Source organism: Pseudomonas sp. CDFA 610, assembly GCF_021147865.1.
GTDB classification, from domain to species: Bacteria; Pseudomonadota; Gammaproteobacteria; order Pseudomonadales; family Pseudomonadaceae; genus Aquipseudomonas; species Aquipseudomonas alliivorans.
This window is the reverse complement of sequence record NZ_JAGTPM010000013.1, coordinates 126,952-149,786: the sequence shown is the minus strand read 5'-3', so window position 1 is coordinate 149,786 and position 22,835 is coordinate 126,952. Positions and strand designations below refer to the sequence as shown.

20 protein-coding genes are annotated in these 22,835 nt (G+C 60.6%); all 20 read left to right on the top strand.

Annotated elements, in window-relative coordinates; genetic code table 11:
• Window positions 1-171 precede the first annotated feature (171 nt).
• The 20 genes from cpaB to KDX39_RS23255 all read left to right on the top strand — a co-directional run bounded on the left by cpaB (window position 172) and on the right by KDX39_RS23255 (window position 22,830).
• Window positions 172-1,143 carry a Flp pilus assembly protein CpaB gene (cpaB, locus tag KDX39_RS23350; RefSeq protein ID WP_231661943.1) on the top strand — a complete coding sequence of 324 codons (972 nt, stop codon included), beginning with the start codon at window positions 172-174 and terminating at the stop codon, window positions 1,141-1,143.
• 20 nt (window positions 1,144-1,163) lie between these two features.
• On the top strand, window positions 1,164-2,414 hold the full coding sequence (locus KDX39_RS23345) for a type II and III secretion system protein family protein (protein WP_231661942.1): 1,251 nt from the start codon (window positions 1,164-1,166) through the stop codon (window positions 2,412-2,414).
• Window positions 2,411-3,601: an AAA family ATPase gene (locus KDX39_RS23340; protein WP_231661941.1), complete on the top strand. Its 1,191-nt coding sequence runs from the start codon at window positions 2,411-2,413 to the stop codon at window positions 3,599-3,601. Before KDX39_RS23345 ends, KDX39_RS23340 begins: the two co-directional genes overlap by 4 nt.
• Complete coding sequence (locus tag KDX39_RS23335; protein ID WP_231661940.1) at window positions 3,601-4,857, top strand: CpaF family protein; 1,257 nt, start codon at window positions 3,601-3,603, stop codon at window positions 4,855-4,857. Before KDX39_RS23340 ends, KDX39_RS23335 begins: the two co-directional genes overlap by 1 nt.
• Window positions 4,858-4,875: 18 nt before the next feature.
• A complete protein-coding gene (locus tag KDX39_RS23330; RefSeq protein ID WP_231661939.1) occupies window positions 4,876-5,760 on the top strand; it encodes a type II secretion system F family protein in 885 nt (294 codons plus the stop codon).
• 1 nt (window position 5,761) lies between these two features.
• Complete coding sequence (locus KDX39_RS23325) at window positions 5,762-6,646, top strand: type II secretion system F family protein (RefSeq protein WP_231661938.1); 885 nt, start codon at window positions 5,762-5,764, stop codon at window positions 6,644-6,646.
• 28 nt (window positions 6,647-6,674) lie between these two features.
• Window positions 6,675-7,412 carry a hypothetical protein gene (locus KDX39_RS23320; RefSeq protein ID WP_231661937.1) on the top strand — a complete coding sequence of 246 codons (738 nt, stop codon included), beginning with the start codon at window positions 6,675-6,677 and terminating at the stop codon, window positions 7,410-7,412.
• Between the two features lie 26 nt (window positions 7,413-7,438).
• Window positions 7,439-7,702, top strand: a complete 264-nt coding sequence (locus tag KDX39_RS23315; RefSeq protein WP_442964577.1) for a DUF3613 domain-containing protein — start codon at window positions 7,439-7,441, stop codon at window positions 7,700-7,702.
• Window positions 7,703-7,813: 111 nt separating this feature from the next.
• The gene (locus KDX39_RS23310; RefSeq protein ID WP_231661935.1) at window positions 7,814-9,598 is read left to right on the top strand and encodes a protein-disulfide reductase DsbD; all 1,785 of its coding nucleotides are present in this window, start codon (window positions 7,814-7,816) and stop codon (window positions 9,596-9,598) included.
• 128 nt (window positions 9,599-9,726) lie between these two features.
• Window positions 9,727-10,179, top strand: a complete 453-nt coding sequence (gene aroQ, locus KDX39_RS23305) for a type II 3-dehydroquinate dehydratase (protein ID WP_024685406.1) — start codon at window positions 9,727-9,729, stop codon at window positions 10,177-10,179.
• A 79-nt stretch (window positions 10,180-10,258) separates the two neighbouring features.
• Window positions 10,259-10,717 carry an acetyl-CoA carboxylase biotin carboxyl carrier protein gene (gene accB / locus KDX39_RS23300; protein ID WP_099227071.1) on the top strand — a complete coding sequence of 153 codons (459 nt, stop codon included), beginning with the start codon at window positions 10,259-10,261 and terminating at the stop codon, window positions 10,715-10,717.
• Between the two features lie 17 nt (window positions 10,718-10,734).
• Window positions 10,735-12,078, top strand: coding sequence for an acetyl-CoA carboxylase biotin carboxylase subunit (gene accC / locus KDX39_RS23295; protein ID WP_099227072.1), 1,344 nt, complete (start codon window positions 10,735-10,737; stop codon window positions 12,076-12,078).
• A gap of 125 nt (window positions 12,079-12,203) precedes the next feature.
• A complete protein-coding gene (gene prmA / locus KDX39_RS23290; protein WP_231661934.1) occupies window positions 12,204-13,082 on the top strand; it encodes a 50S ribosomal protein L11 methyltransferase in 879 nt (292 codons plus the stop codon).
• A gap of 24 nt (window positions 13,083-13,106) precedes the next feature.
• Complete coding sequence (locus tag KDX39_RS23285) at window positions 13,107-14,453, top strand: DUF3426 domain-containing protein (protein ID WP_231661933.1); 1,347 nt, start codon at window positions 13,107-13,109, stop codon at window positions 14,451-14,453.
• A gap of 317 nt (window positions 14,454-14,770) precedes the next feature.
• Window positions 14,771-15,784, top strand: coding sequence for a tRNA dihydrouridine synthase DusB (dusB, locus tag KDX39_RS23280; protein ID WP_099227075.1), 1,014 nt, complete (start codon window positions 14,771-14,773; stop codon window positions 15,782-15,784).
• A complete protein-coding gene (fis, locus tag KDX39_RS23275) occupies window positions 15,781-16,101 on the top strand; it encodes a DNA-binding transcriptional regulator Fis (protein ID WP_002555375.1) in 321 nt (106 codons plus the stop codon). Before dusB ends, fis begins: the two co-directional genes overlap by 4 nt.
• A gap of 80 nt (window positions 16,102-16,181) precedes the next feature.
• Entirely contained in the window at window positions 16,182-17,786 is a 1,605-nt protein-coding gene (purH, locus tag KDX39_RS23270; protein ID WP_231661932.1) for a bifunctional phosphoribosylaminoimidazolecarboxamide formyltransferase/IMP cyclohydrolase, read from the top strand.
• Between the two features lie 201 nt (window positions 17,787-17,987).
• Window positions 17,988-19,283, top strand: coding sequence for a phosphoribosylamine--glycine ligase (gene purD / locus KDX39_RS23265; RefSeq protein WP_231661931.1), 1,296 nt, complete (start codon window positions 17,988-17,990; stop codon window positions 19,281-19,283).
• Between the two features lie 88 nt (window positions 19,284-19,371).
• Window positions 19,372-22,161, top strand: coding sequence for a hybrid sensor histidine kinase/response regulator RetS (retS, locus tag KDX39_RS23260; RefSeq protein ID WP_231661930.1), 2,790 nt, complete (start codon window positions 19,372-19,374; stop codon window positions 22,159-22,161).
• A 72-nt stretch (window positions 22,162-22,233) separates the two neighbouring features.
• Window positions 22,234-22,830 carry a MarC family protein gene (locus KDX39_RS23255; RefSeq protein ID WP_231661929.1) on the top strand — a complete coding sequence of 199 codons (597 nt, stop codon included), beginning with the start codon at window positions 22,234-22,236 and terminating at the stop codon, window positions 22,828-22,830.
• The last annotated feature ends 5 nt before the right edge of the window (window positions 22,831-22,835 follow it).

The following is a 22,835-nucleotide window of genomic DNA, read 5'->3' as shown; positions in this document are numbered from 1 at the left end:
CGGCTCTCGGGAAGCTCGTCCAAGAGCGCAAGCCGACGACAGTGTGGGTATTGCCGATCAGCCCTCGAATGGCGCTTTGAGGGCATTGGGCTACTTTCATAGAACGAAATGGATACGTTCATCCTTGCCAAGCGCTTGAGGTTGTCGTGCGATGACAAAGGGAAAGTTGCCATGAGCAGTCGTATCACAATGGTGCTCGCCGTGCTGTTTTTGCTGGGTGCGATCATCGCCGGGTACTTGGGAATCATTGTCAGCAGGCAACCTGAAGCTGCGCCGCCCGTCGCTGCTCTACAGACTGCTCCACAGACTGCAGCAGAGCCGGCCGCAGTGCCTGCTGCACCGGCACCAGTGTCGATGGAAGACGCCCTGCGCCAGAGCGTTGTTGTGCTGGCCCGGGATGTTCCGGCGTACACGCCGATCACGGCGGATGACCTGACGGTCGAGCGCCTCAAGGTCGCGCCCGTCGGCAGCTTCGATTCGATCGAACCTGTCATTGGGCGGATGAGCTGGCGCACGCTGAGCGCTGGAGCCTGGCTGAACGAAAGTACCTTCGACGTCGGAGGTACGCTGGCCCGCATGATCCGCCCTCAGGAACGTGCGCTGGCGCTGTCAGTGGATGAAGTCACGGGGGCAGCCGGCCAGTTGAGCCCTGGCGACTACGTGGATGTACTGCTGTTCTTGCCGACCGACGCCGATAACCCTCGCCGCTCCAGTCAGGTCGCGATCCCCGCGCTGCGGATCCTGAGCGTTGGCGAACTGCTCGGGCCGGACCTCGACGGCAAGCCGGTCGATGCCATCAGCGCCAGTGACCGCATCAAGCAGGAAGAACGCCGCGCCACCGCGCGCACCGTGGTGGTTGCCGTGCCGCAGGCTCTGCTCGCCCGCCTGATGCTTGCCACGCAGAGCGGCGTGCTGCGTCTGGCCGTGCGCAGCGCGTCCGAGGGCAATCTGCAGGATTACTGGGCCAGCGAGAGCACAACCCGCGCCGTGGCCGAGCGGCTGGATTCAGCCAATCGCCAAATGGTCAGTTTCAGCCAGTTGAGCCTGAGCTCGCCAGCCAACCCCATTCAGACCGGTGCACCTCGTGCCCGGCATGCCGTCGAGGTGATACGCGGTAACCAGATCACGCAACAAACTCCCTGATTGAGCAAGGATTGCCATTGATGAGCTGTTGTTCCCTGCCTGTTGCAAAACCCGGATTGCTGGCGTTGCTGCTGACTGCCCTCTCCGCCCCGACAGCCTGGGCTGCGCCTGAGACGTGTGCCGGCCTCAGTGCGCTGCCCGCCGTGGTGGAAGTCAGCCAAGGTGTGCAGCAGAGCGTTCAGTCGCCGGTAGCCATTACCCGAATTGCCGTGGGCGATCCGAAAATCGCCGATGTGCATGTGAGCAGCAACGACGGTTTTCTGCTCACCGGCGTTGCCCCCGGCACGACCAGCCTGATGGTCTGGACAGCCTGCTCCAGGGCGCCGCGCCAGAGCATGGTGTTCGTGCGTGGCCGGGCGACTGCTTCGATGGTGGACGCACAACCTCTGCCCTCCGCCGATGCGCAGTTGCCCAGTCAGGTTCAGACCGACATCCGTTTCATCGAAGTGAGCCGCCGCAAACTCAAGGAAGCGAGCACCTCGATCTTCGGCAAGGGCTCGAACAACTTCCTGTTCGGCGCGCCCGGCACGGTGCCTGGCGTGAACGTGACACCGGGCACCGTCAGCGGCACAAGGCCGAACATTCCGCTGAACAATGACACCTTCAACATCGTCTGGGGCGGTGGCAGCAGCAAGGTACTGGGCATGATCAACGCCATGGAAAACAGCGGCTTCGCCTACACCCTGGCGCGCCCGAGCCTGGTGGCTCTCAACGGACAGAGCGCAAGCTTTCTGGCCGGGGGCGAGTTTCCCGTTCCAGTGCCCAATGGCGAAGGCAGCGGCATCTCCATCGAGTACAAAGAGTTCGGCGTACGCCTGACCCTGACACCGACCGTGGTGGGCCGCGACCGGATTCTGCTCAAAGTCGCTCCGGAGGTCAGCGAACTGGACTTTTCCGCAGGCATCACCATCGCAGGTACCACTGTTCCGGCGCTGAACATTCGGCGTACCGACACCAGCATCTCGCTGGCTGACGGCGAAAGCTTCGTGATCAGCGGTCTGATCAGCTCCAGTAACGTCTCGTCGGTGGACAAGTTTCCCGGCCTCGGCGATATCCCGGTGCTTGGGGCATTCTTTCGCAGTTCGCAGATCCAGCGGGACGAGCGCGAACTGCTGATGATCGTCACTCCGCACCTCGTCCAGCCGCTGGCTGCCAACGCGCAACTGCCGTCGTTGCCCGGCGAAGGCCTGCGCAACTACGACCCCAGTTTTTTACGCATGTACTTCATGGAAAACGGCGACTTCGATCGCCGGGGCGGATTGTCCCAATGAGTCAGAGCCTGAGCCAGACGTTTCTGGCAATCACCCGCAACACCACCGATCTTGAATGGCTGCAAGGCGCGCTGGGCTCACTGGGCCAAGTGGTCAGCGCGGGCACCGGCAGCCTGGACGATCTGCTGGCGCTGGTGGATGTTACCTTCGCCAGTGTGGTGTTCGTGGGTCTGGACCGGGAGCACCTGATGAACCAGAGCGCGCTGATCGAGGGCGCACTGGAAGCCAAACCGATGCTGGCGATTGTGGCGCTGGGCGATGGCATGGATAACCAGCTGGTGCTCAACGCCATGCGCGCCGGGGCGCGGGATTTCGTCGCCTATGGTTCTCGCTCCAGCGAAGTGGCCGGTCTGGTTCGGCGCTTGAGCAAGCGCTTGCCCGCCGTAGCGCCCAATCCCAACATGAGCGGGCTGTCGATGCTGTATGGCGCGCAAAGTGATGGCGACGGTGCCTTGATCGCCACGCACCTGGCCATGACGGTGCAGAAAAACGGACAGCGCGCCCTGCTGCTGGACCTGGGTCTGCCGCGCGGTGACAGCCTGGCGATGCTCGGTCTGGAATCGTCGTTCAGTTTCGGCGATGCCCTGCGTCACTTGCGCAGGCTGGATGCAACGCTGATCGACAGCGCCTTCACGACCCACGAAAGCGGTCTGCGAATCCTCGCCTACACCGAAGCCGATGATCATCTGGAGCAATCCAGCGCCGCGGAGCTGTACATGCTGCTTAGCGCCCTGCGTCAGCACTTTCAGCACGTGATCGTGAATCTGGTCGGCCAGCCGGACAGCGAAGCGTTGCGCACCCTGGTCAGCCACTGCGACCAGTTGCTGTGGTACACGGACCAGAGCGTGCTGGGCTGTCGACGCAACCTCACTGTGCTGAACCTGTGGCGGGAAAAAGGCATGAAGCTGCAACACGCAGGGCTGCTGGTCGACCGCTACCTGCGTTCAGTCGCGCCCAATTCGGACACCATCGGCAAGACCTTTGGCCTGCCAATACGCGCCGTGCTGCCGTATGCCCCGGAATTGCGTCTCAACGCCAAGAACCAGGGGCTGACGCTGTTCGAGCTGGCCTCGCGTGATTCGCTGTGTTCCGGGCTGCGCAAACTGGGCGAGCACCTCATAAGCAACGCCGACGCCCATGACAAACCCGAACAAGGCTGGCTGGCCCGGCTGTGGGAGAACAGGTAATGCCGGAAAAACTGTTTGGCGTCTCATCGCGTTCGCAAACCGGTGCCGATGATGGGCAGGGCCTGAAACTGGTGCTGCACCGTTACATCATTGACGGCATCGAAGAAAGCGGCAAAAACCTGCTGGAGGGTTCAAGGCCGGTTCTGGCGCAGTTTGTCATCGACAAGGTCGCCGAATACGTCGCACGCCTGAGACTGGCAATTTCGCGCTATGAAATGGAGCGTCTCGCCGAAGAACTGGTGGATGAACTGACAGGCTTCGGCCCGCTGGAAGTCCTGTTGCGCGACAACTCGGTGACGGAAATCCTCGTCAACGGGCCAAGCAAAGTCTTTGTCGAACGTGACGGCGTGCTGCACCACACCGACCTGCGCTTCATCGACTCGCACCACGTCGAGCGCGTCATGCAGCGCATTCTTGCCCCGCTCGGGCGCAGGCTCGACGAGTCGTCACCCATGGTGGATGCCCGACTTCCCGATGGCAGCCGGGTCAACGCGATCATCCCGCCCATTGCCCTGGACGGGCCATGCCTGTCGATCCGGAAATTTCGTCGCGAGATGTTCAAGAGTGCCGATCTCGTGGCGATGCAGACCATCGACCAGCCGATTTTCGACTTCTTCGACGAGGCCGTGGGCAAGCGCTGCAACATACTGGTCAGCGGCGGGACCGGCACGGGCAAGACCACCCTGCTCAACGTGCTCAGCCAGTTGATCGATACGCACCAGCGTCTGGTGACTATCGAGGACGTGGCCGAACTCCAGCTTGATCACCCCCACGTTGTGCGTCTGGAAACCCGCCCGCCCAATGCCGAGGGCCATGGAGAAGTAAGAGCCAGCGACCTGATCCGCAACTCGCTGCGGATGCGCCCGGACCGCATCATTCTTGGCGAGATCCGTGGCGTCGAGGTGCTGGACGTACTGACCGCCATGAACACCGGTCACGATGGTTCGATGAGCACGGTGCACGCCAACAATGCCCAGGACGCCCTGCTGCGCCTCGAAACGCTGGTGGGCCTGACCGGTCGGCAGATTCCGGAAAAGACGCTCAGGCAAATGATCTGCGCGGCACTGGACGTGATCATTCAGTTGACGCGCCTGCCCGACGGACGCCGCGCGGTCAGCGAGGTGGTGGAAGTGGTGGGCATCCGTGACGACGTCTATGTCACCAACACCCTGTTCCGGCTGGATCGCCGCACCGGATTCGGATTTCAGCGCGAGGCGATGCATGCAGCCGGCGAAAAACTGCGACCCGGATACTGAGACAAAGGAGACCCTGAGATGAGCGCATCACTGTGGCTGGCAATCATCGCCGTGCTGTTGCTCTGCACCTCGGCCTGGCTGTTCCTGATAGCACTGAATCGCGCCGACAGCGAGCGGGTCATGGAACGTCTGATTGCCGGTCAGGTGCAACCGGTCGTCGAAAGGCCGACCTGGGTGTATCTGGACAGGGCTTTTTTACGCGCAGGCCTCGGGCAACCGACCGAGCGTTTCCGTCTGCTGCTGATGACATGGGCGGCAATGATTCTGATCGGCTATGTCATGTTTGGCTGGTTTGGCGCCGTGACAGGTCTGATCGGCGTGCCATTGATGTTGCGCCTGTTCGTATCGTGGCGCTATCACAAGCGTGTGCGGCGTATGGTCGAGCAGTTGCCGCAGTTACTCGATCACACCGTCCGAAGTCTTAAATCCGGCAGAACCCTGGCTGACGCTGTTCTGCACGGCATAAAAGCCGCCGACCAGCCGCTGCGGGACGGCATGAGCCGCATCGAGCGCAACGTGCAACTGGGCGTCGGTCTACCGGATGCGGTAAGGGACTTCGCCGAACTGTACGAGCGTGACGAATTTCATCTGTTCGCACTGGGTCTGCGCGTCAACCATCGCTACGGCGGCAACGCCAGCGAGCTGATGGAAAACCTGATCAGGCTGATTCGCGAGCGGGAACAGGCCAGTCGCCAACTGCGCGCCATGACGGGGGAGACACGCATGACATCCATCGTGCTGGCGCTGCTGCCGGTCGGCATGGCCGGCTACTTTCTGGCGGTGAACCCTGCCTATCTGATTCACATGTGGAACGACGGCGGCGGTCGGATCATGCTGATGGCAGCGTTCGTCCTGCAGGTAGTGGGCTGCCTGGCGCTGTGGCGCATGTTGCGGAGTATCTGAAATGGCCATCGCACTCTGCGCAATAATGCTGGTGGCTGCCGCACTTCTGGTGCTGTCCAATATCGCCCGTCAGCGGCGCAGTGAACGTCTCGTGGTTCAGCGCCTTAAAGGCCAGACAGTACGCGAGAGCCGCATCGGCAGCTGGTTGCGCCTGCTGGGCGACACTCGCCTGGGCCAGCGCAGTGTCAGCCTGGACAGCGAAACGCAACTGTTGCTCAACCGAATCGGCTGGCGGCGTGCCAGCAAGCGTTCGTTATACGCGGCCTGCCAGATCGGCGTGCCGTTCGGGCTGGTTACTGTGGTCGTACTGGCGCAGATGCTGTTTTTCAAGGAAGTCTTACAGCCGCTGGTCGCGCCCATGTTCGCACTGTGCATCGGCTACCTGCTGCCTAAAAGAGTTCTGGCGAGCTACGCCAAAGCGCGCCAGAAACAGGTCGTCGTCGAGATATCCACCTTCATCCCTTTGCTGCGCATCCTGTTCGAGTCCGGCATGGCGGTGGAGCAGGCGCTGCGAGTGCTCAGTGGCGAAGGCAAGGACCTGCTGCCGGTCCTGTCGGAAGAAATTCGCGTCATCCTTACCCGCGTGGATTCCGGTCTGGAGCTGGGCGAAGAGCTGCGCAAGGCCTCGATGCTGCTGGATGTGGACGAATTCAGCGACACGTGCGTGATTCTCAATCAGTTGATCCATCAAGGCGGCGGTGCATTGAAATCGCTTCTGACCCTCAAACAATTGATCGATGACCGCCGCCTGACCCGTTTGCAGGAATACATCTCCAAGCTGTCGGCGAAAATGTCGGTGGTCATGATGCTGTTTCTGTTCCCCGCGCTGCTCATCGTGCTGGCAGGCCCCAGTTTTGTCGCCCTGAGCCGCGCTCTGGGGGGTTAATGTGCAGGCCGTTCAAGGAAGAAATGCAATGAAGGCAATCATCACGTTACTCGGGCTACTCATGCTGACCGGCTGTGCCGCCGACGGCAGCGCGCTCTGGGTGCAGTCATCCACTCAGGCGCAGAGCTGCCCCAAATTGACATCGGATCAGGAACTGTCCCTGAATCTGGCCCAGAACATGGCTGACGAAGGCCGACTGCACGCCAGTCTTGCCCATCTGGAAGGTCTGCCGGACAACCTGGGCGAAGTGCGCCTGCGCAAGGCACGGGTACTGCGGTTGCTGGGCAGCAATGAGGCGGAGCCGCTGTACCGCAGCCTGCTCGGCACCTGTCGCGAAGCCCAAGGCGAACATGGCCTGGGGCAACTGGCCGCCGCACGTGGCGACAATGTCCAGGCTCAGCAGCATTTACTCAGGGCGAGCAAGCTGGAGCCCACCGACGAAAAAATCCGCAATGACCTGGGCGTCGTCTACCTGAATCAGCTGAAGCTCGAGCAGGCGCGCTTTCAGTTCCTGACGGCCATGGAGCTCAAGCAGTCCGACCCGCTGGCAGCCGTGAATCTGGTCACGCTGCTGATTTACCAGGACAACTGGAAACAGGCAGCCGAACTGGCATCGCGCGCCAACCTGACGCCCGAGCAGATCACCGATGCCACTGCGCGAGCCGAACAACTCAAGGCCCCGGCGGCTCAGCCTGTGGCCCTGAAAACCCGGACTACCGCCGCGCTCGATCAGGACGATCAAGCCATTAAAGGAGCACTACCATGACCGGTACAACCCTGACGTTCTGCATCATGTGCGCTGCCGCAATCGTTTTTTCATCGGGCGCTCGGGCCATCGATGACGGTGCCTCGTCAGACAGTCAGCCTGCGGGCCAAAGCCAGACCGAAGCCTGGTTGAAGGTGCAGGCCAAAGGCTCTGCAGCTTCTGCGATACCTCAGACCAGCACCGCTGTCGAACGCGATCTGAGCCTGCAACGGTGGCTTGAAACCTATAAACATGAGATACCGGCGTATTACGACCAGAAAGCCGGTGGCAGTGTTTCTTCCGGCAAGTAGGATCTGCCCTTCGGAGCCCTCCTGAAATTGGCTCTTACATCCTTGCCGCAGCACGCAGCGAAGCACTCCGTTATCATGCGCCAACTTCGAGTTCCGAGATTCTGGACTGCCATGCGCCGTTTGCTATGCCTGATGCTGTTGATCCTGACCCTGCCGGCCTTCGGCGCAAGCCTGCTGGAAGGTCGCCCAGCCCCGACGCTGGGTGGCGCAGCCCTCGACAACAGCAAGGAATTCCTGCCCGTTCGTCAGGCCTTTCAACTGAGCCTCATCGAAACCACGCCGCAATCGATCAAGCTGCGTTTCGTCGCCACCGAAGGCTACTACCTGTATCGCCATCGCTTTCAGTTCCGCACCGAGCCGGCCGACATTGGCCTGGGCGAGGCACAACTGCCCAAAGGCGAGCAGAAGCACGACGAGTACTTCGGCGACGTCGAGGTCTATCACGGCATTCTGGACATCGATCTGCCGCGCAAGTCCGGCGAAGAGCGACCTTTTACCCTTGCGGTCACCTATCAGGGCTGTGCCGACAAAGGCCTGTGTTATCCGCCCGAGACCGAGCGCCTGGACATTGGCGATGTGAAGGCCGGTCCGTCTGCCTCTGCGTCAGCGCCGGTAGCGAAAACGCCGTGGAGCTGGAAAGAACTGGCGCTGTTTTTCCTGGCAGGCGTTGGGCTGACCTTTACGCCCTGCGTGTTGCCGATGTTGCCGATTCTGTCCGGCGTGGTACTGCGTGGACAGGTGGGTGGTGTGCGCGGTTTGAGCCTGTCACTTGCCTATGTACTGCCGATGGCGGTCTGCTTCGCCTTGCTGGGCGCACTGATGGGCATGTTCGGCGCGGGCCTCAATCTACAGGCACGTCTGCAATCGGCCTGGGTGCTGGTGCCGTTCTCGGCCTTCTTCGTCATTTTCGCCATCGCCATGTTCGGTCTTTTCGAGCTGCGCCTGCCACAGGGTCTGAGCAATCGGCTTGATCGCATTGCGGGCAAGACCGAAGGCGGCTCCCTATGGGGCGCTGCCGTATTGGGTGTGGTGTCCAGTCTGTTGGTATCGCCCTGCGTTTCAGCACCTCTGGCGGGCGCGCTGCTCTATATCAGCGCCAGCGGCGATGCATGGGGCGGTGCCTTGAAACTCTTCGCACTGGGCCTGGGCATGGGCGCACCACTGCTGCTGGTGGCCACAGGTGGCGCCGCCTGGCTGCCGAAAAGCGGCCCATGGCTGGTCACTGTGAAAAACGCCATCGGCGTACTCCTGCTGGCATTGGCCATCGGGCTGCTCAGTCGTGTCATGCCAGGCCAGATCACCCTGCTGCTGGTCGGTCTGTTGAGCGCTGGCGTGGCGTTGTTCATGGGCACATTGCAACTGACCGACAAAACACCGCGTCAAAAGCTCGCCCAGCTCATCGGCCTGCTGCTATTGGTCTACGCTCTGGCATGCTGGTACGGCGCACTCACTGGCCAGACCGACCCCACACGCCCGTTGGGCCGCGCGCAAGCGACGGCCGGCAGCGGAGCGGTAGCGTTGACGACCACTACCTGGCAGACCATCACCACCTCCGCAGAACTGGACCGCGTGCTCGATGAAGCCAAACGCGACGGCAAGCCTCTCGTGCTGGACTGGTACGCGGACTGGTGCATCAGTTGCAAGGTCATCGAGCATGAGGTGCTGCCAGACCCTGGCGTTGTTGCACGGTTGTCAGACTACAGACTCGTCAAGTTCGACATGACTGACAGCAATGCAGAGCAACGCGCACTGCTGGATCGCTACAAGCTGTTCGGCCCGCCAGCGCTGCTGTTTTTCAACAAAAGCGGCGAAGAACTGCAAAATGTTCGGGTTGTTGGCGAAATAGACGCTGCGGCGCTGATCCAGCGCCTGAATGGGGCAAATGACCAAATCTAGCGCCTGAGTCACAAACTTTGCGCGAATATCGCTCATCGTGCTGGCTACTGTTGTTAACTGGACAGTCCATTGCCCTTCCGGCATAGTCGCCGGGCGTAAACGCTCGCAGACAATAAAAGGACTACACAATGGCGACCATTCTGGTTCTTCACGGACCTAACCTGAATCTGCTGGGCACTCGGGAACCGGGTGTCTACGGCACCGTCACCCTGCCCCAGATCAATCAGGACCTGGAACAGCGCGCTCGCGACGCTGGCCACCATCTGATGTACCTGCAAAGCAACGCCGAATACGAACTGATCGACAGGATTCACGCCGCTCGCGACGAAGGCGTGGACTTTATTTTGATCAATCCGGCCGCTTTTACGCATACAAGTGTGGCAATACGTGACGCGCTGATGGGAGTGAGCATCCCATTCATCGAAGTGCATTTGTCAAACGTGCACAAACGCGAACCTTTTCGCCATCACTCCTACTTTTCAGATGTTGCGGTAGGAGTGATCTGCGGCCTTGGCGCCAGCGGTTACCGACTGGCCCTGGAGGCCGCCCTGGAACAATTGGCCGTTAGCTCCAGGCCGTGAATGGTGCAGCCAGAAGCTGACTTCATGGCTTGAACCGGCTGCCGAACCGAATGACAGACCCCTTGGGAGTTGATGATTGATGGATATTCGCAAAGTCAAGAAACTGATCGAATTGCTGGAAGAGTCCGGCATCGACGAACTGGAAATTCGTGAAGGCGAAGAGTCCGTACGAATCAGCCGTCACAGCAAGACCCCGGCGCAACCGTATTACGCCCCTGCTCCAGCACCTGTAGCCGCGCCAGTCGCTGCTCCTGCTCCAGCCGCTCCGGCTGCTGCTGAAGCGCCGTCGGCCCCTGCGCTGAACGGTTACGTCGTCAAGTCGCCAATGGTCGGTACGTTCTACCGCACACCTGCGCCGACCTCGCCCGCATTCGTTGAAGTAGGCAAGACCGTCAAGGTCGGCGATACCATCTGCATCGTTGAAGCGATGAAAATGATGAACCACATCACCGCCGAGAAAGCCGGCGTGATCGAATCCATCCTGGTAGAAAACGGTCAGCCGGTTGAATTTGACCAGCCGCTGTTCACTATCGTTTGAACCGGGGAGAGCCTGCGATGTTGGAAAAAGTTCTGATCGCCAACCGCGGCGAAATTGCCTTGCGCATCTTGCGTGCCTGTAAGGAACTGGGCATCAAGACCGTCGCTGTACACTCCACGGCAGATCGCGAGTTGATGCACCTGGGCCTGGCAGACGAGACCGTCTGCATCGGTCCGGCACCAGCCAACCTGTCCTATCTGCACATCCCTGCAATCATCGCGGCCGCCGAAGTCACCGGCGCCACGGCGATTCACCCAGGCTATGGCTTCCTCGCGGAAAACGCCGACTTTGCCGAGCAGGTCGAGAAATCAGGCTTTGCCTTCATCGGCCCCAAAGCCGAAACCATTCGCCTGATGGGCGACAAGGTATCGGCCAAGGACGCCATGAAGCGCGCCAAAGTGCCAACCGTTCCCGGTTCCGACGGTCCACTGCCTGAAGACGAAGCCACCGCGCTGCGTATCGGCCGTGAAGTCGGCTACCCGGTGATCATCAAGGCCGCCGGTGGCGGTGGTGGTCGCGGCATGCGCGTGGTTCACAAGGAAGAAGACCTGATCGAAGCGGCTGCCCAGACCCGCGCCGAAGCGGCTGCCTGGTTCAGCAACCCGATGGTCTACCTGGAAAAATACCTGACCAACCCGCGTCACGTGGAAATCCAGGTGATCTCCGACGGTCAGGGCAATGCAATCCACCTTGGCGATCGCGACTGCTCGCTGCAACGCCGTCACCAGAAAGTGCTGGAAGAGGCACCGGCTCCGTTCATCGACGAGCAAGCGCGCAAGGATGTCTTCGCAGCCTGCGTCAAGGCATGCGTCGACATCGGCTACCGCGGTGCGGGCACGTTCGAGTTCCTGTACGAGAACGGCCGCTTCTACTTCATCGAAATGAACACGCGTGTTCAGGTGGAGCACCCGGTTTCGGAGATGGTCACCGGTATCGACATCGTCAAGGAGATGCTCAGCATCGCCGCCGGCAACAAGCTCTCGTTCACCCAGGATGACGTGGTCATCAAGGGTCATTCGCTGGAGTGCCGGATCAACGCTGAAGATCCGAAAACTTTCATCCCGAGCCCAGGCCTGGTCAAGCATTTCCATGCACCGGGCGGTAATGGCGTTCGTGTCGACTCGCACCTTTACAGCGGTTACAAGGTGCCATCGAACTATGACTCGCTGATCGGCAAGCTGATCACCTGGGGCGCGACCCGCGAAGAAGCCATGGCACGCATGCGCAATGCCCTGGACGAAATCGTGGTCGACGGGATCAAGACCAACATCCCGCTGCACCGTGATCTGACCCGCGATGAAGGCTTCTGCGAAGGCGGCGTCAACATCCACTATCTGGAGCACAAACTGGCCAATCAATAAGCCAGTGTGTTTCATAACGACGAAGCCGCAGTGATGCGGCTTTGTTGTTTGCACCGCTTGGAAGTAAACTTGCCCGCTTCTCGCGGCCAAGCCCGCACTTATTTTTGAATCGAAGGTAATCCGCCATGCCTTGGCTGCAAGTCCGTCTCGCCATCAGCCCAGAACAAGCCGAAACCTACGAAGACGCACTTCTCGAAGTCGGCGCCGTGTCCGTGACGTTCATGGACGCTGAAGACCAGCCGATTTTCGAACCCGAACTCAACACCACCCCGCTGTGGGCACACACTCACCTGCTGGCGCTGTTCGAAGCCGACACCGACGCCGATCTTGCACTGGCGCATCTGCGCCTGCTGACCGATGCGGAACTGCCCGAGCACACCGCCGAAGTCATCGAAGATCAGGACTGGGAACGCAGCTGGATGGACAACTTCCAGCCCATGCGCTTTGGCCAGCGCCTGTGGATCGTCCCGAGCTGGCATGCCGCACCCGAGCCCGACGCAGTCAACCTGCTGCTCGATCCGGGCCTGGCATTCGGCACCGGCACGCACCCGACCACCGCACTGTGCCTGGAATGGCTCGACAGCCAGGACCTCAAGGGCTGCAACGTGCTGGATTTCGGTTGCGGCTCGGGCATTCTGGCCATCGCCGCACTGTTGCTGGGCGCCGGACAGGCCGTCGGCACCGATATCGACGTGCAGGCGCTCGAAGCCTCACGCGACAACGCCGGGCGCAACAACATCGCCGATGAGCGCTTTGCGCTTTATCTGCCTGAAGACCTGCCTCGCGAACCCGCCGATGTGCTGGTCGCCAATATTCTGGCCGGTCCGCTGGTGTCGCTGGCACCGCAACTGGCAGAACTGGTCAGGCCGGGCGGGCGTCTCGCGCTGTCCGGCATTCTGGCCGAACAGGGAGAAGACGTGGCCGCAGCCTATGCGGCTACATTCGATCTGGACCCGATCGCGAACCGTGATGGCTGGGTACGCATCACGGGCCGTCGCCGTTAACCGCCGCCTGAACCGGACCGCCGCATGACCGACAGTTTCGTCACCCAGTGCCCGCACTGCCAGACCAGTTTCCGAGTCAGCCACGCGCAACTGAGCGTGGCACGCGGCGTGGTGCGCTGCGGCGCCTGCCTGCAGGTCTTCAACGCTGCCCGACAATTGCTGGAGCAGCGAGCGAGCGAAGAGCCCGGGAAACCAGCGCAGACCGACGCGCCTCTGATCGTTGAGCCTTTGATCGCAGAGCCTCCTCCGCCCGTCGCACACGAGCCCATTGAAGAGCCTGCTGCGCCCGTCCGCGTCGAGTCAGCCAAGGTTCAGGAGGAAGACGAGGATCTGTGGCAGGTCAGCGAAATGGATCTGGACAATCTGAATCTGGATGAAGAACTGGCGCGCCTCGAAAAGCGCGACAATCAGCGGCCGGACACGTTTGCGCGCCACAACCGTAACGATGACAGCCTGCTGACGGCGCGGCGTGACAGCCCTCAGGCCGACGAATCCGCCTGGGTCGACACACTGCACAATGATGACGTCAGTCATCTGCCCGAAGTACAGGCCGAAGTGGTGGACGAGCCAGCGCATGACCATGAGTCCGAGCACCTTTCAGACAACGACCGCACCGAACCTTCGCTGACCGCAGGCGCTCATCTGGACGATGACGAACCCGCAACGCCGCCTGTCAGCCTGCGCAAACAGCCTGCTGCACAAAAGACCGAACGCTGGTCGGCGGTCGACGATCATGACATCGATGAGCATGATGACGAATACGGCCACGACGAACCCGAGCCTGATCCGCGCAGCAAACGCAAACGCAATGAACCCGCAGTACGCGACAAGCCCCTGCTGGACCTGACGGACGACCCTCTGCAACTGGACTGGCAGCGACCAAAACCGCGCTGGGGCCGTCGCCTTGCATGGGGACTGCTGATCCTGCTGGCTCTCGCGGGACTTGCCGGACAATACGTCTGGTACCACTTCGATCAATTGGCGCGCCAGGATCAATACCGTCCATGGTTTCAGCAGCTATGCCCGCAGATTGGCTGCAAGGTGCCCTCGAAAGTCGATATTTCCCTGCTCAAGAGCAGCAACCTGGTAGTGCGCAGCCACCCCGAGTTTCAGGGTGCGCTGATCGTGGATGCGATCATCTATAACCGCGCTTCATTCTCCCAGCCGTTTCCGCTGCTGGAGCTGCGGTTTGCCGATACCAGCGGTCAGCTGATTGCCAGTCGTCGGTTCAAACCCGGCGAATACCTGAGCGGCGAAATGGCGGGCAAGGAAGAGATGCCGCCGCAGACTCCCATCCATATTGCGCTGGATATCCTCGATCCGGGTGCGAAGGCCGTGAATTACAGCTTGAACTTCCGTTCGCCCGAATAGCGATCCTGCAGGGTGATGCCACCCTGCGCAAGCTTGTTTTACGCTCTGTTTTCGCCGAAAAACCCTACCTGTTCGGCAAGTTTTCCCTGCTGATCGCTCTAGAATCCCGATCCTGGCGACATGGAAAAAGTTGTTCAGATTTTATCCAATTCAGCCTTTATCCAGTCATCGAGAGCGGGTATCATGCCCACCCTTTTTCAAACTCTCGGCTCGATCTTGCGGTTGCACACGCAACTGACTGAACGACCCGTTGCAGACCGTGTGAAACGGTTTTTTACACGGCCTGCGGATGATTCGGCCCCACTATAGGTAAGGCTATGTCGGCGGTACGCATCGGCCCATATACATTGCAGAACGGCTTGATCCTCGCCCCGATGGCGGGCGTCACTGACCAGCCTTTCCGTCAGTTGTGCCGCCAACTTGGGGCCGGGCTGGTGGTGTCGGAAATGGTGACCAGCGACATGAGCCTGTGGAACAGCCGCAAATCGCGTCTGCGCATGATTCACGAAGGTGATCCCGAACCCCGTTCGGTACAGATCGCCGGTGGAGATCCGCAGATGCTGGCGGATGCGGCGCGTGCCAATGTCGACCTGGGAGCCCAGATCATCGACATCAACATGGGATGCCCGGCCAAAAAGGTGTGCAACAAGGCAGCCGGTTCAGCGCTGTTGAAAGACGAACAACTGGTGACCGAGATCCTGCAGGCCGTGGTAGCTGCGGTCGATGTGCCGGTCACGTTGAAGATACGCACCGGCTGGGACCGGGAGAACAAAAACGGACTTACCGTCGCAAGAATTGCCGAGCAGGCCGGTATTCAGGCCCTGGCGGTCCATGGACGAACCCGTGCGGACCTTTACACCGGCGAAGCCGAGTACGACACGATTGCCGCCATCAAACAGGCCGTGTCGATCCCGGTGTTTGCAAACGGCGACATCGATTCACCCGAAAAAGCCCGGTATGTGCTGCACGCCACCGGAGCGGACGGGTTACTGATTGGCAGGGCAGCCCAGGGGCGGCCGTGGATTTTTCGCGAGATAGAACACTACCTGCGCACCGGAGAGAAACTCCCGGCCCTGCAGCTCGGTGAAGTGGAGCGAATTCTGCTGGAGCATCTGGCAGCGCTTCATGTGTTCTATGGCGACGTGATGGGCGTGCGAATTGCACGCAAACATGTCGGTTGGTATCTCGCAACCTTGCCGGGCGCCAGGGAGTTTCGCGCCCGATTCAATCGATTGGAAGATACGGAAGCACAGTGCGCCAACGTTCGGGAGTTCTTCAGCCAAGGCTGCAAGGGCCCGGATAACCAGAATGATAAAGAGGTGGCCGCATGACGATGATGACCGAGACTTTAGTGAGTGGAACAACACCCGTGAGCGACAACGTCAATTTGAAACAACACCTGAACACGCCCAGCGAAGAGGGTCAGACCCTGCGTGGCAGTGTCGAGAAGGCGTTGCACAATTATTTCGCCCACCTGGAAGGCGCATCCGTCACTGACGTCTACAACCTGGTGTTGTCGGAAGTCGAGGCTCCGCTTCTGGAAAGCGTGATGAACTACGTCAAGGGCAACCAGACCAAGGCCTCCGAGCTGCTGGGCCTCAATCGCGGCACGCTGCGCAAGAAACTCAAACAGTACGATCTGCTTTAAGCATTCAAAACAGAAAAGGCGACCCACCTGACAGCGGTCGCCTTTTTTTGCTGACTTCTTTTGCTTTGATGGAAATCGAGATGACCGACCAGACTACCCGCCTGCCGATCCGCCGCGCTTTGATCAGCGTATCCGACAAGACCGGAATCCTCGAATTCGCCCGCGAGCTTGAAGCGCTGGGCGTCGAGATCCTGTCCACTGGCGGCACTTTCAAGCTGCTCAAGGACAATGGCGTTGCGGCAGTGGAAGTGGCCGACTACACAGGCTTCGCCGAAATGATGGATGGCCGGGTCAAGACCCTGCACCCCAAGATCCACGGCGGCATCCTGGGTCGTCGCGGCATCGACGATGCAATCATGAACGAGCACGGTATCAACCCGATCGATCTGGTTGCAGTCAATCTCTATCCGTTCGAAGCCACCGTTTCCAAGCCGGGCTGCGACCTGCCGACCGCGATTGAAAACATCGACATCGGCGGCCCGACCATGGTCCGTTCCGCCGCCAAGAACCACAAGGATGTCGCCATCGTCGTCAACGCGAGCGACTACGGCCAGGTGCTGGAAAGTCTCAAGGCCGGTGGCCTGACCTATGCCCAGCGTTTCGACCTGATGCTCAAGGCGTTCGAGCACACCGCTGCCTACGACGGCATGATCGCCAACTACCTGGGCAGCGTCGACCAGACCGCACAGACCCTGAGCACCGAAGGCCGCAGCCAGTTCCCTCGCACCTTCAACACTCAGTTCGTCAAGGCACAGGAAATGCGCTACGGCGAGAACCCGCACCAGAGCGCGGCGTTCTACGTTGAAGCCAAACCTGCCGAAGTCGGCATCGCGACCGCCACCCAGTTGCAGGGCAAGGAACTGTCGTTCAACAACGTGGCCGATACCGACGCCGCGCTGGAATGCGTGAAGAGCTTTGTCAAACCCGCCTGTGTGATCGTCAAGCATGCCAACCCATGCGGCGTCTCGGTGTGCCCGGACGACGAAGGCGGCATCCGTCAGGCCTACGAGCTGGCCTACGCCACAGACACCGAGTCGGCCTTTGGCGGCATCATTGCGTTCAACCGCGAACTGGATGCCGAGACAGCCAGGGCCATCGTCGAGCGTCAGTTCGTCGAAGTGATCATCGCCCCGAGCGTCAGCGCCGAAGCGCAGGCCATCGTGGCCAGCAAAGCCAATGTGCGCCTGCTGACCTGCGGTCAATGGAGCGAGCGCACCCCTGCGTGGGATTACAAGCGCGTCAACGGCGGTCTCCTGGTGCAGAGCCGTGACATCGGCATGATTACAGCCGACGACCTCAAGGTCGTCACCAAGCGCGCCCCGACCGAGCAGGAAATCCACGACCTGATCTTCGCCTGGAAAGTCGCCAAGTACGTGAAGTCCAACGCCATCGTCTACGCAAAGAACCGCCAGACCATTGGTGTCGGCGCAGGCCAGATGAGCCGCGTGAACTCGGCACGCATCGCCGCCATCAAGGCCGAGCACGCCGGTTTGCAGGTCCAGGGCGCGGTCATGGCCTCCGACGCGTTCTTCCCGTTCCGCGACGGCATCGACAACGCGGCCAAGGTTGGTATCACCGCGGTCATCCAGCCGGGTGGTTCGATGCGCGACAATGAAGTCATCGCGGCGGCAGACGAAGCCGGTATTGCGATGGTGTTCACCGGTATGCGCCACTTCCGCCACTAACTCAGGAAACGGCCGCACTGCCGCAGGCGTCTGCTGCGTTGGATGGGGCTCCGCTGATGCTCATTGCCAGGAGGCAACTCCGCTCAGCGAAGCCCCATCCGCCTTGCATACACCTACGTCATTGCGACCTCGTACCGCGGGGTCATCTGACGATGAATTGCCGCGCTACCTCCCAGAATCAGCGTCATCGAGGTTTTTGACATGAATGTTTTGATTATCGGCAGTGGCGGTCGTGAACACGCCCTGGCATGGAAAGTCGCGCAGGATCCACGTGTAGAAAAAGTGTTCGTCGCACCGGGCAACGCAGGCACGGCCATCGAGGCCAAGTGCGAAAACGTTGCGATCGATGTACTGGCGCTGGAGCAACTGGCTGACTTCGCCGAGAAGAACGTGTCGCTGACCATCGTCGGCCCGGAAGTGCCACTGGTGGCGGGCGTCGTGGATCTGTTCCGCAGCCGCGGCCTGGATTGCTTCGGCCCAACCGCCGGTGCAGCCCAGCTTGAAGGTTCCAAGGCGTTCACCAAGGATTTTCTGGCTCGCCACAGGATCCCGACCGCCGATTACCAGAACTTCACCGAAATCGAGCCTGCACTGGCCTACCTGCGCGAAAAAGGCGCACCGATCGTGATCAAGGCCGACGGTCTGGCGGCTGGCAAGGGCGTCATCGTCGCGATGACCCTGACCGAAGCCGAAGACGCCGTACGTGACATGCTGGCCGGCAATGCCTTTGGCGATGCAGGCTCGCGAGTCGTGATCGAAGAATTCCTCGATGGCGAAGAAGCCAGCTTCATCGTCATGGTCGACGGCAAGAACGTCCTGCCCATGGCGACCAGCCAGGACCACAAACGTGTCGGCGATGGCGACAGCGGCCCGAACACGGGCGGCATGGGTGCTTACTCCCCTGCCCCCGTAGTCACCGCCGAAGTTCACCAGCGCGTTATGGATCTGGTTATCTGGCCGACCGTCCGGGGCATGGCAGAGGAAGGCAACGTTTACACGGGTTTCCTCTATGCTGGTCTGATGATCGACAAGGCTGGCAACCCCAAGGTGATCGAGTTCAACTGCCGTTTCGGCGACCCGGAAACCCAGCCGGTCATGCTGCGACTGCAATCGAGTCTGGTCCTGCTGGTCGAGGCCGCTCTGGCACAGGCGCTGGACAAGATCGAAGCACAATGGGATCCACGTCCGAGCCTCGGGATTGTCCTGGCTGCAGGCGGCTACCCTGCCGACTACGCCAAGGGCGACACCATCAACGGACTGGATGAAGCCGCTAAACTCAATGGCAAGGTTTTCCATGCTGGCACTGCCCTGCAAGATGGCCGTGTCGTGACCAGCGGTGGTCGTGTACTGTGTGCGACAGCCTTGGGCGACAGCGTGGGCAGCGCTCAGCAGAACGCCTACGCGCTGGCGGGGAAAATCGATTGGGAAGGGTCTTTCTATCGCAAGGACATTGGCTACCGGGCCATTGCCCGTGAGCGTGGTGAGAGCCAGGAATAAAAGACCGGGCCGGCCTCTCTCGGAGGCTGGCCGGTTGTATCGGCGCTGCGCAGTTTTACCAGGTATTCACTTACGAAGGGATTTCATTGTGCGCTGGCTCAGGATTGCCATAGCCTCAACCGTCGCGTTGATGACCTTGCTCTTCATGCTCTCGGCTCAAGCCGATCATGGATCGGGCTGGTCAACGTTGCTCGACGAAAAGGCAAGCCTGGACCTGGATGAAATCCGTTCGGCGCGTTATCAGAATCAGTTCAGTCCTGTCGAACTCGAGCGCGTCACCGCCGCCGGAAGACACAGTGCCGTGTGGCTGCACTATCGACAGCATCCGACCCCGCACGAACAACTGCTGCGCATCTTTGCCCCCGACCTGGCCACCGCCGACATGTACGTCATGGACGGCGACCGGCTGGTCGACTATATGCGCACAGGCAACGAGGTGCCCAGGCAGGATCAGCGACTGCCGTCCAACGACTTCCTGCTGACCGTGCCGCAAAGCAGTGTTCCGCTGGACATCTACCTCAGGCTGGCATCAACCCAGCAAATGCGTCCCAGCATCACGCTGGAGCCCGCCATCGAAAGCGCAGCCGACGAAACCGAGCCGTTCCTGTTCGGCCTGCTGTTCGGTGCACTGGCCATGCTGATCATTCAGAACCTGACCCGCTACGGACACTCCCGCTCGCGCAGCAACCTGTGGCTGGCGGCCTGTGAAGCCTTGCTGGCACTGAGCGCCCTGCTGCTGCTCAACCTGCTCAGCCCGTTCGAGTCCTGGAACATTGCGCAGACACCCGGCGCTCATCTCGCGCTGCTGATGGCGGCGATTGCCGGACTGATATACACCTACTGCTTCTTTGTCCATCGCAACGTGAAAGTGCTGGATCGTCTGCTGCTGGGTAACGCGGTGCTCATGGGCGTCGGTGCGCTGCTTGTGGTGCTCGACGACGACCTGCCCATCAACATCCTGACCTTCGTGCTGGTTTCAATGACCACGCTGAGCATCCTCGCGGTCTCGGTGTGGCACTGGCAAAAGGGCTATCGCTCGGCGCGCCTGTTCGTGCTGGGCATGATCACTTTCAATATCGGCTACATGATTGTGCTGCCCGGCCTGCTGTGGCTGAGCCTGGTGCCGCCGCAGTGGCTGATCCTCGCGCTGCTGTGCGTGTTCTGCATCAGCGGGCTGTTGATGAGCGTTGCCCTTAGCGAACGCCAGCGCAGCATCACCGAAGACCGATTCAGCATCAGCCGCGATCAGGCCGCCAGCACCGCCGAAATCAATGCCAAGGCCGAATTTCTGGCCAAGATCAGCCATGAAATCCGCACCCCCATGAATGGCGTGCTGGGCATGACCGAACTGCTGCTCGGCACACCGTTGTCGGTCAAGCAGCGCGATTACGTGCAGACCATTCACAGCGCGGGCAATGAACTGCTCACACTGATCAATGAAATCCTCGACATCACCAAGCTTGAGTCGGGCCAGATCGAGCTGGATGACGTACAGTTCGACATCAGTGCGCTGGTCGAGGACTGTCTGAACATCTTCCGCGCCAAGGCCGAACAGCAACAGGTTGAACTCATCAGCCTGATTCAGCCACAGGTGCCACGCGTGATCGGCGGCGACCCGACGCGACTGCGCCAAACGCTGTTGAGCCTGCTGGAAAACGCGCTCAAGAAAACCGAAGAAGGCGAAATCCTGCTGGCCGTTGCGCTGGATACCGCGAAGTCCGGCAAGCCGCGCCTGCGCATCTCCGTGCAGGACACCGGCGAATCGCTGTCGGATGAAGAACGCGACGCCCTGCTGCACGCGGAACTGCACAGCAAGAACTTCCTGGCCAGCAGCAAGCTGGGCGGCCACCTGGGGCTGGTCATCGCGCGGCAACTGATCGTCCTGATGGATGGCGAATTCGGTATCCAGAACAGCGGCACGCCGGGCAACACTCTGTGGCTGACACTGCCGCTGGACGCCAAGCTGCTTGAACAGCCGACCATTGACCTGGACAGCCCGCTGAAAGATGCCCGCGTGCTGGTGGTCGATGATAACGACACCTGCCGCAAGGTGCTGGTGCAGCAATGCAGCGCCTGGGGCCTGAACGTCAGTGCTGTGGCATCCGGCAAGGAAGCGTTGGCCCTGCTGCGCACCAAGGCGCACTTGCGTGACTACTTTGACGTAGTGCTGCTGGATCAGAACATGCCGGGCATGACGGGCATGCAACTCTCGGCCAAGATCAAGGAAGACCCAAGCCTCAACCACGACATTCTGCTGATCATGCTGACCGGCATCAGCAATGCGCCAAGCAAGATCATTGCCCGTAATGCGGGCATCAAACGTATTCTGGCCAAGCCTGTGGCGGGCTACACGCTCAAGACTACGCTGGCGGATGAATTGACCCAGTTGAACAAGGGCGTCGCTCCGATCAATCCGGGTCCCGTGTTAAACATGCCGGTTCGTGTGCCCAGTGATTTCCGCATTCTGGTGGCCGAAGACAACAATATCTCGACCAAGGTGATCCGCGGCATGCTGGGCAAGCTCAACCTGCATCCCGATACGGCCAGCAATGGCGAGGAAGCCCTTCGCGCCATGAAAGCGCAGCGCTACGATCTGGTACTGATGGACTGCGAAATGCCGATCCTGGACGGTTTCTCGGCCACCGAGCAGTTACGCGCATGGGAAGTCGGCAATCAGCGCGTGCGCACGCCGGTCGTGGCCCTGACCGCACACATCCTCACTGAACACAAGGATCGCGCCCGTCAGGCCGGCATGGACGGACACATGGCCAAGCCTATCGAACTGTCGCAACTGCGTGAGCTGGTCGAGCACTGGGTGGCGCAACGGGACAAGGTTCGTGGCCTCACATCGGATGGCGAACTTTACCAGCAGAACTGACATCGTCAGGTCAGGCAGCCCGCTGCCTGATAGACTGCTCTCGCCCGCCCTCTGCCGCCAAGAGCCCACGCCATGCTCCATGTGTTGTCCAGCGTTTACCTGAAGATGCTGGTGCTTTACAGCCCGTTCTTCGTGCTGTCCTGCTTTATCAGTCTGACCCGTGGCCACTCGCGCAAGGAACAGAAGCGCCTGGCCTGGAAAGTCGCGCTGGCAACGCTGGTCTCAAGCGTCTTGCTGTACCTGTTCGGACGAGTGATTTTCGATGTGTTTGGCATCACAGTCGATGCGTTCCGTATAGGCGCCGGCAGCGTGCTATTTATCTCCGCTCTGGGTATGGCTCAGGGCAAGTCTGCAATTCAGACCGATAACATCCAGCAGGACGTAACCATCGTTCCACTGACCATTCCGCTCACCGTGGGCCCCGGCACAATCGGCGCTCTTCTGGTCATGGGCGTCAGCCAGCCACATTGGGATGACAAGCTCACCGCCATTATGAGTATTGCGCTGGCCAGTCTCACAGTCGGTGTGGTGCTTTACCTCTCCAACCGAATCGAACGTATCCTCGGCGACCAGGGCCTGCAGATCGTCAGTCGGCTGATGGGGCTTTTCGTCTGTGCACTGGCCGCGCAAATAATATTTACGGGTGTGCGGGGCTATCTGGTGACGTAACCCGG

Excerpts from the sequence above, each read along its gene's own strand:
- cpaB (WP_231661943.1), top strand. The coding sequence starts at position 172 with ATGAGCAGTCGTATCACAATGGTGCTCGCCGTGCTGTTTTTGCTGGGT.
- KDX39_RS23345 (WP_231661942.1), top strand. The coding sequence starts at position 1,164 with ATGAGCTGTTGTTCCCTGCCTGTTGCAAAACCCGGATTGCTGGCGTTG.
- KDX39_RS23340 (WP_231661941.1), top strand. The coding sequence starts at position 2,411 with ATGAGTCAGAGCCTGAGCCAGACGTTTCTGGCAATCACCCGCAACACC.
- KDX39_RS23335 (WP_231661940.1), top strand. The coding sequence starts at position 3,601 with ATGCCGGAAAAACTGTTTGGCGTCTCATCGCGTTCGCAAACCGGTGCC.
- KDX39_RS23330 (WP_231661939.1), top strand. The coding sequence starts at position 4,876 with ATGAGCGCATCACTGTGGCTGGCAATCATCGCCGTGCTGTTGCTCTGC.
- KDX39_RS23325 (WP_231661938.1), top strand. The coding sequence starts at position 5,762 with ATGGCCATCGCACTCTGCGCAATAATGCTGGTGGCTGCCGCACTTCTG.
- KDX39_RS23320 (WP_231661937.1), top strand. The coding sequence starts at position 6,675 with ATGAAGGCAATCATCACGTTACTCGGGCTACTCATGCTGACCGGCTGT.
- KDX39_RS23315 (WP_442964577.1), top strand. The coding sequence starts at position 7,439 with ATGTGCGCTGCCGCAATCGTTTTTTCATCGGGCGCTCGGGCCATCGAT.
- KDX39_RS23310 (WP_231661935.1), top strand. The coding sequence starts at position 7,814 with ATGCGCCGTTTGCTATGCCTGATGCTGTTGATCCTGACCCTGCCGGCC.
- aroQ (WP_024685406.1), top strand. The coding sequence starts at position 9,727 with ATGGCGACCATTCTGGTTCTTCACGGACCTAACCTGAATCTGCTGGGC.
- accB (WP_099227071.1), top strand. The coding sequence starts at position 10,259 with ATGGATATTCGCAAAGTCAAGAAACTGATCGAATTGCTGGAAGAGTCC.
- accC (WP_099227072.1), top strand. The coding sequence starts at position 10,735 with ATGTTGGAAAAAGTTCTGATCGCCAACCGCGGCGAAATTGCCTTGCGC.
- prmA (WP_231661934.1), top strand. The coding sequence starts at position 12,204 with ATGCCTTGGCTGCAAGTCCGTCTCGCCATCAGCCCAGAACAAGCCGAA.
- KDX39_RS23285 (WP_231661933.1), top strand. The coding sequence starts at position 13,107 with ATGACCGACAGTTTCGTCACCCAGTGCCCGCACTGCCAGACCAGTTTC.
- dusB (WP_099227075.1), top strand. The coding sequence starts at position 14,771 with ATGTCGGCGGTACGCATCGGCCCATATACATTGCAGAACGGCTTGATC.
- fis (WP_002555375.1), top strand. The coding sequence starts at position 15,781 with ATGACGATGATGACCGAGACTTTAGTGAGTGGAACAACACCCGTGAGC.
- purH (WP_231661932.1), top strand. The coding sequence starts at position 16,182 with ATGACCGACCAGACTACCCGCCTGCCGATCCGCCGCGCTTTGATCAGC.
- purD (WP_231661931.1), top strand. The coding sequence starts at position 17,988 with ATGAATGTTTTGATTATCGGCAGTGGCGGTCGTGAACACGCCCTGGCA.
- KDX39_RS23255 (WP_231661929.1), top strand. The coding sequence starts at position 22,234 with ATGCTCCATGTGTTGTCCAGCGTTTACCTGAAGATGCTGGTGCTTTAC.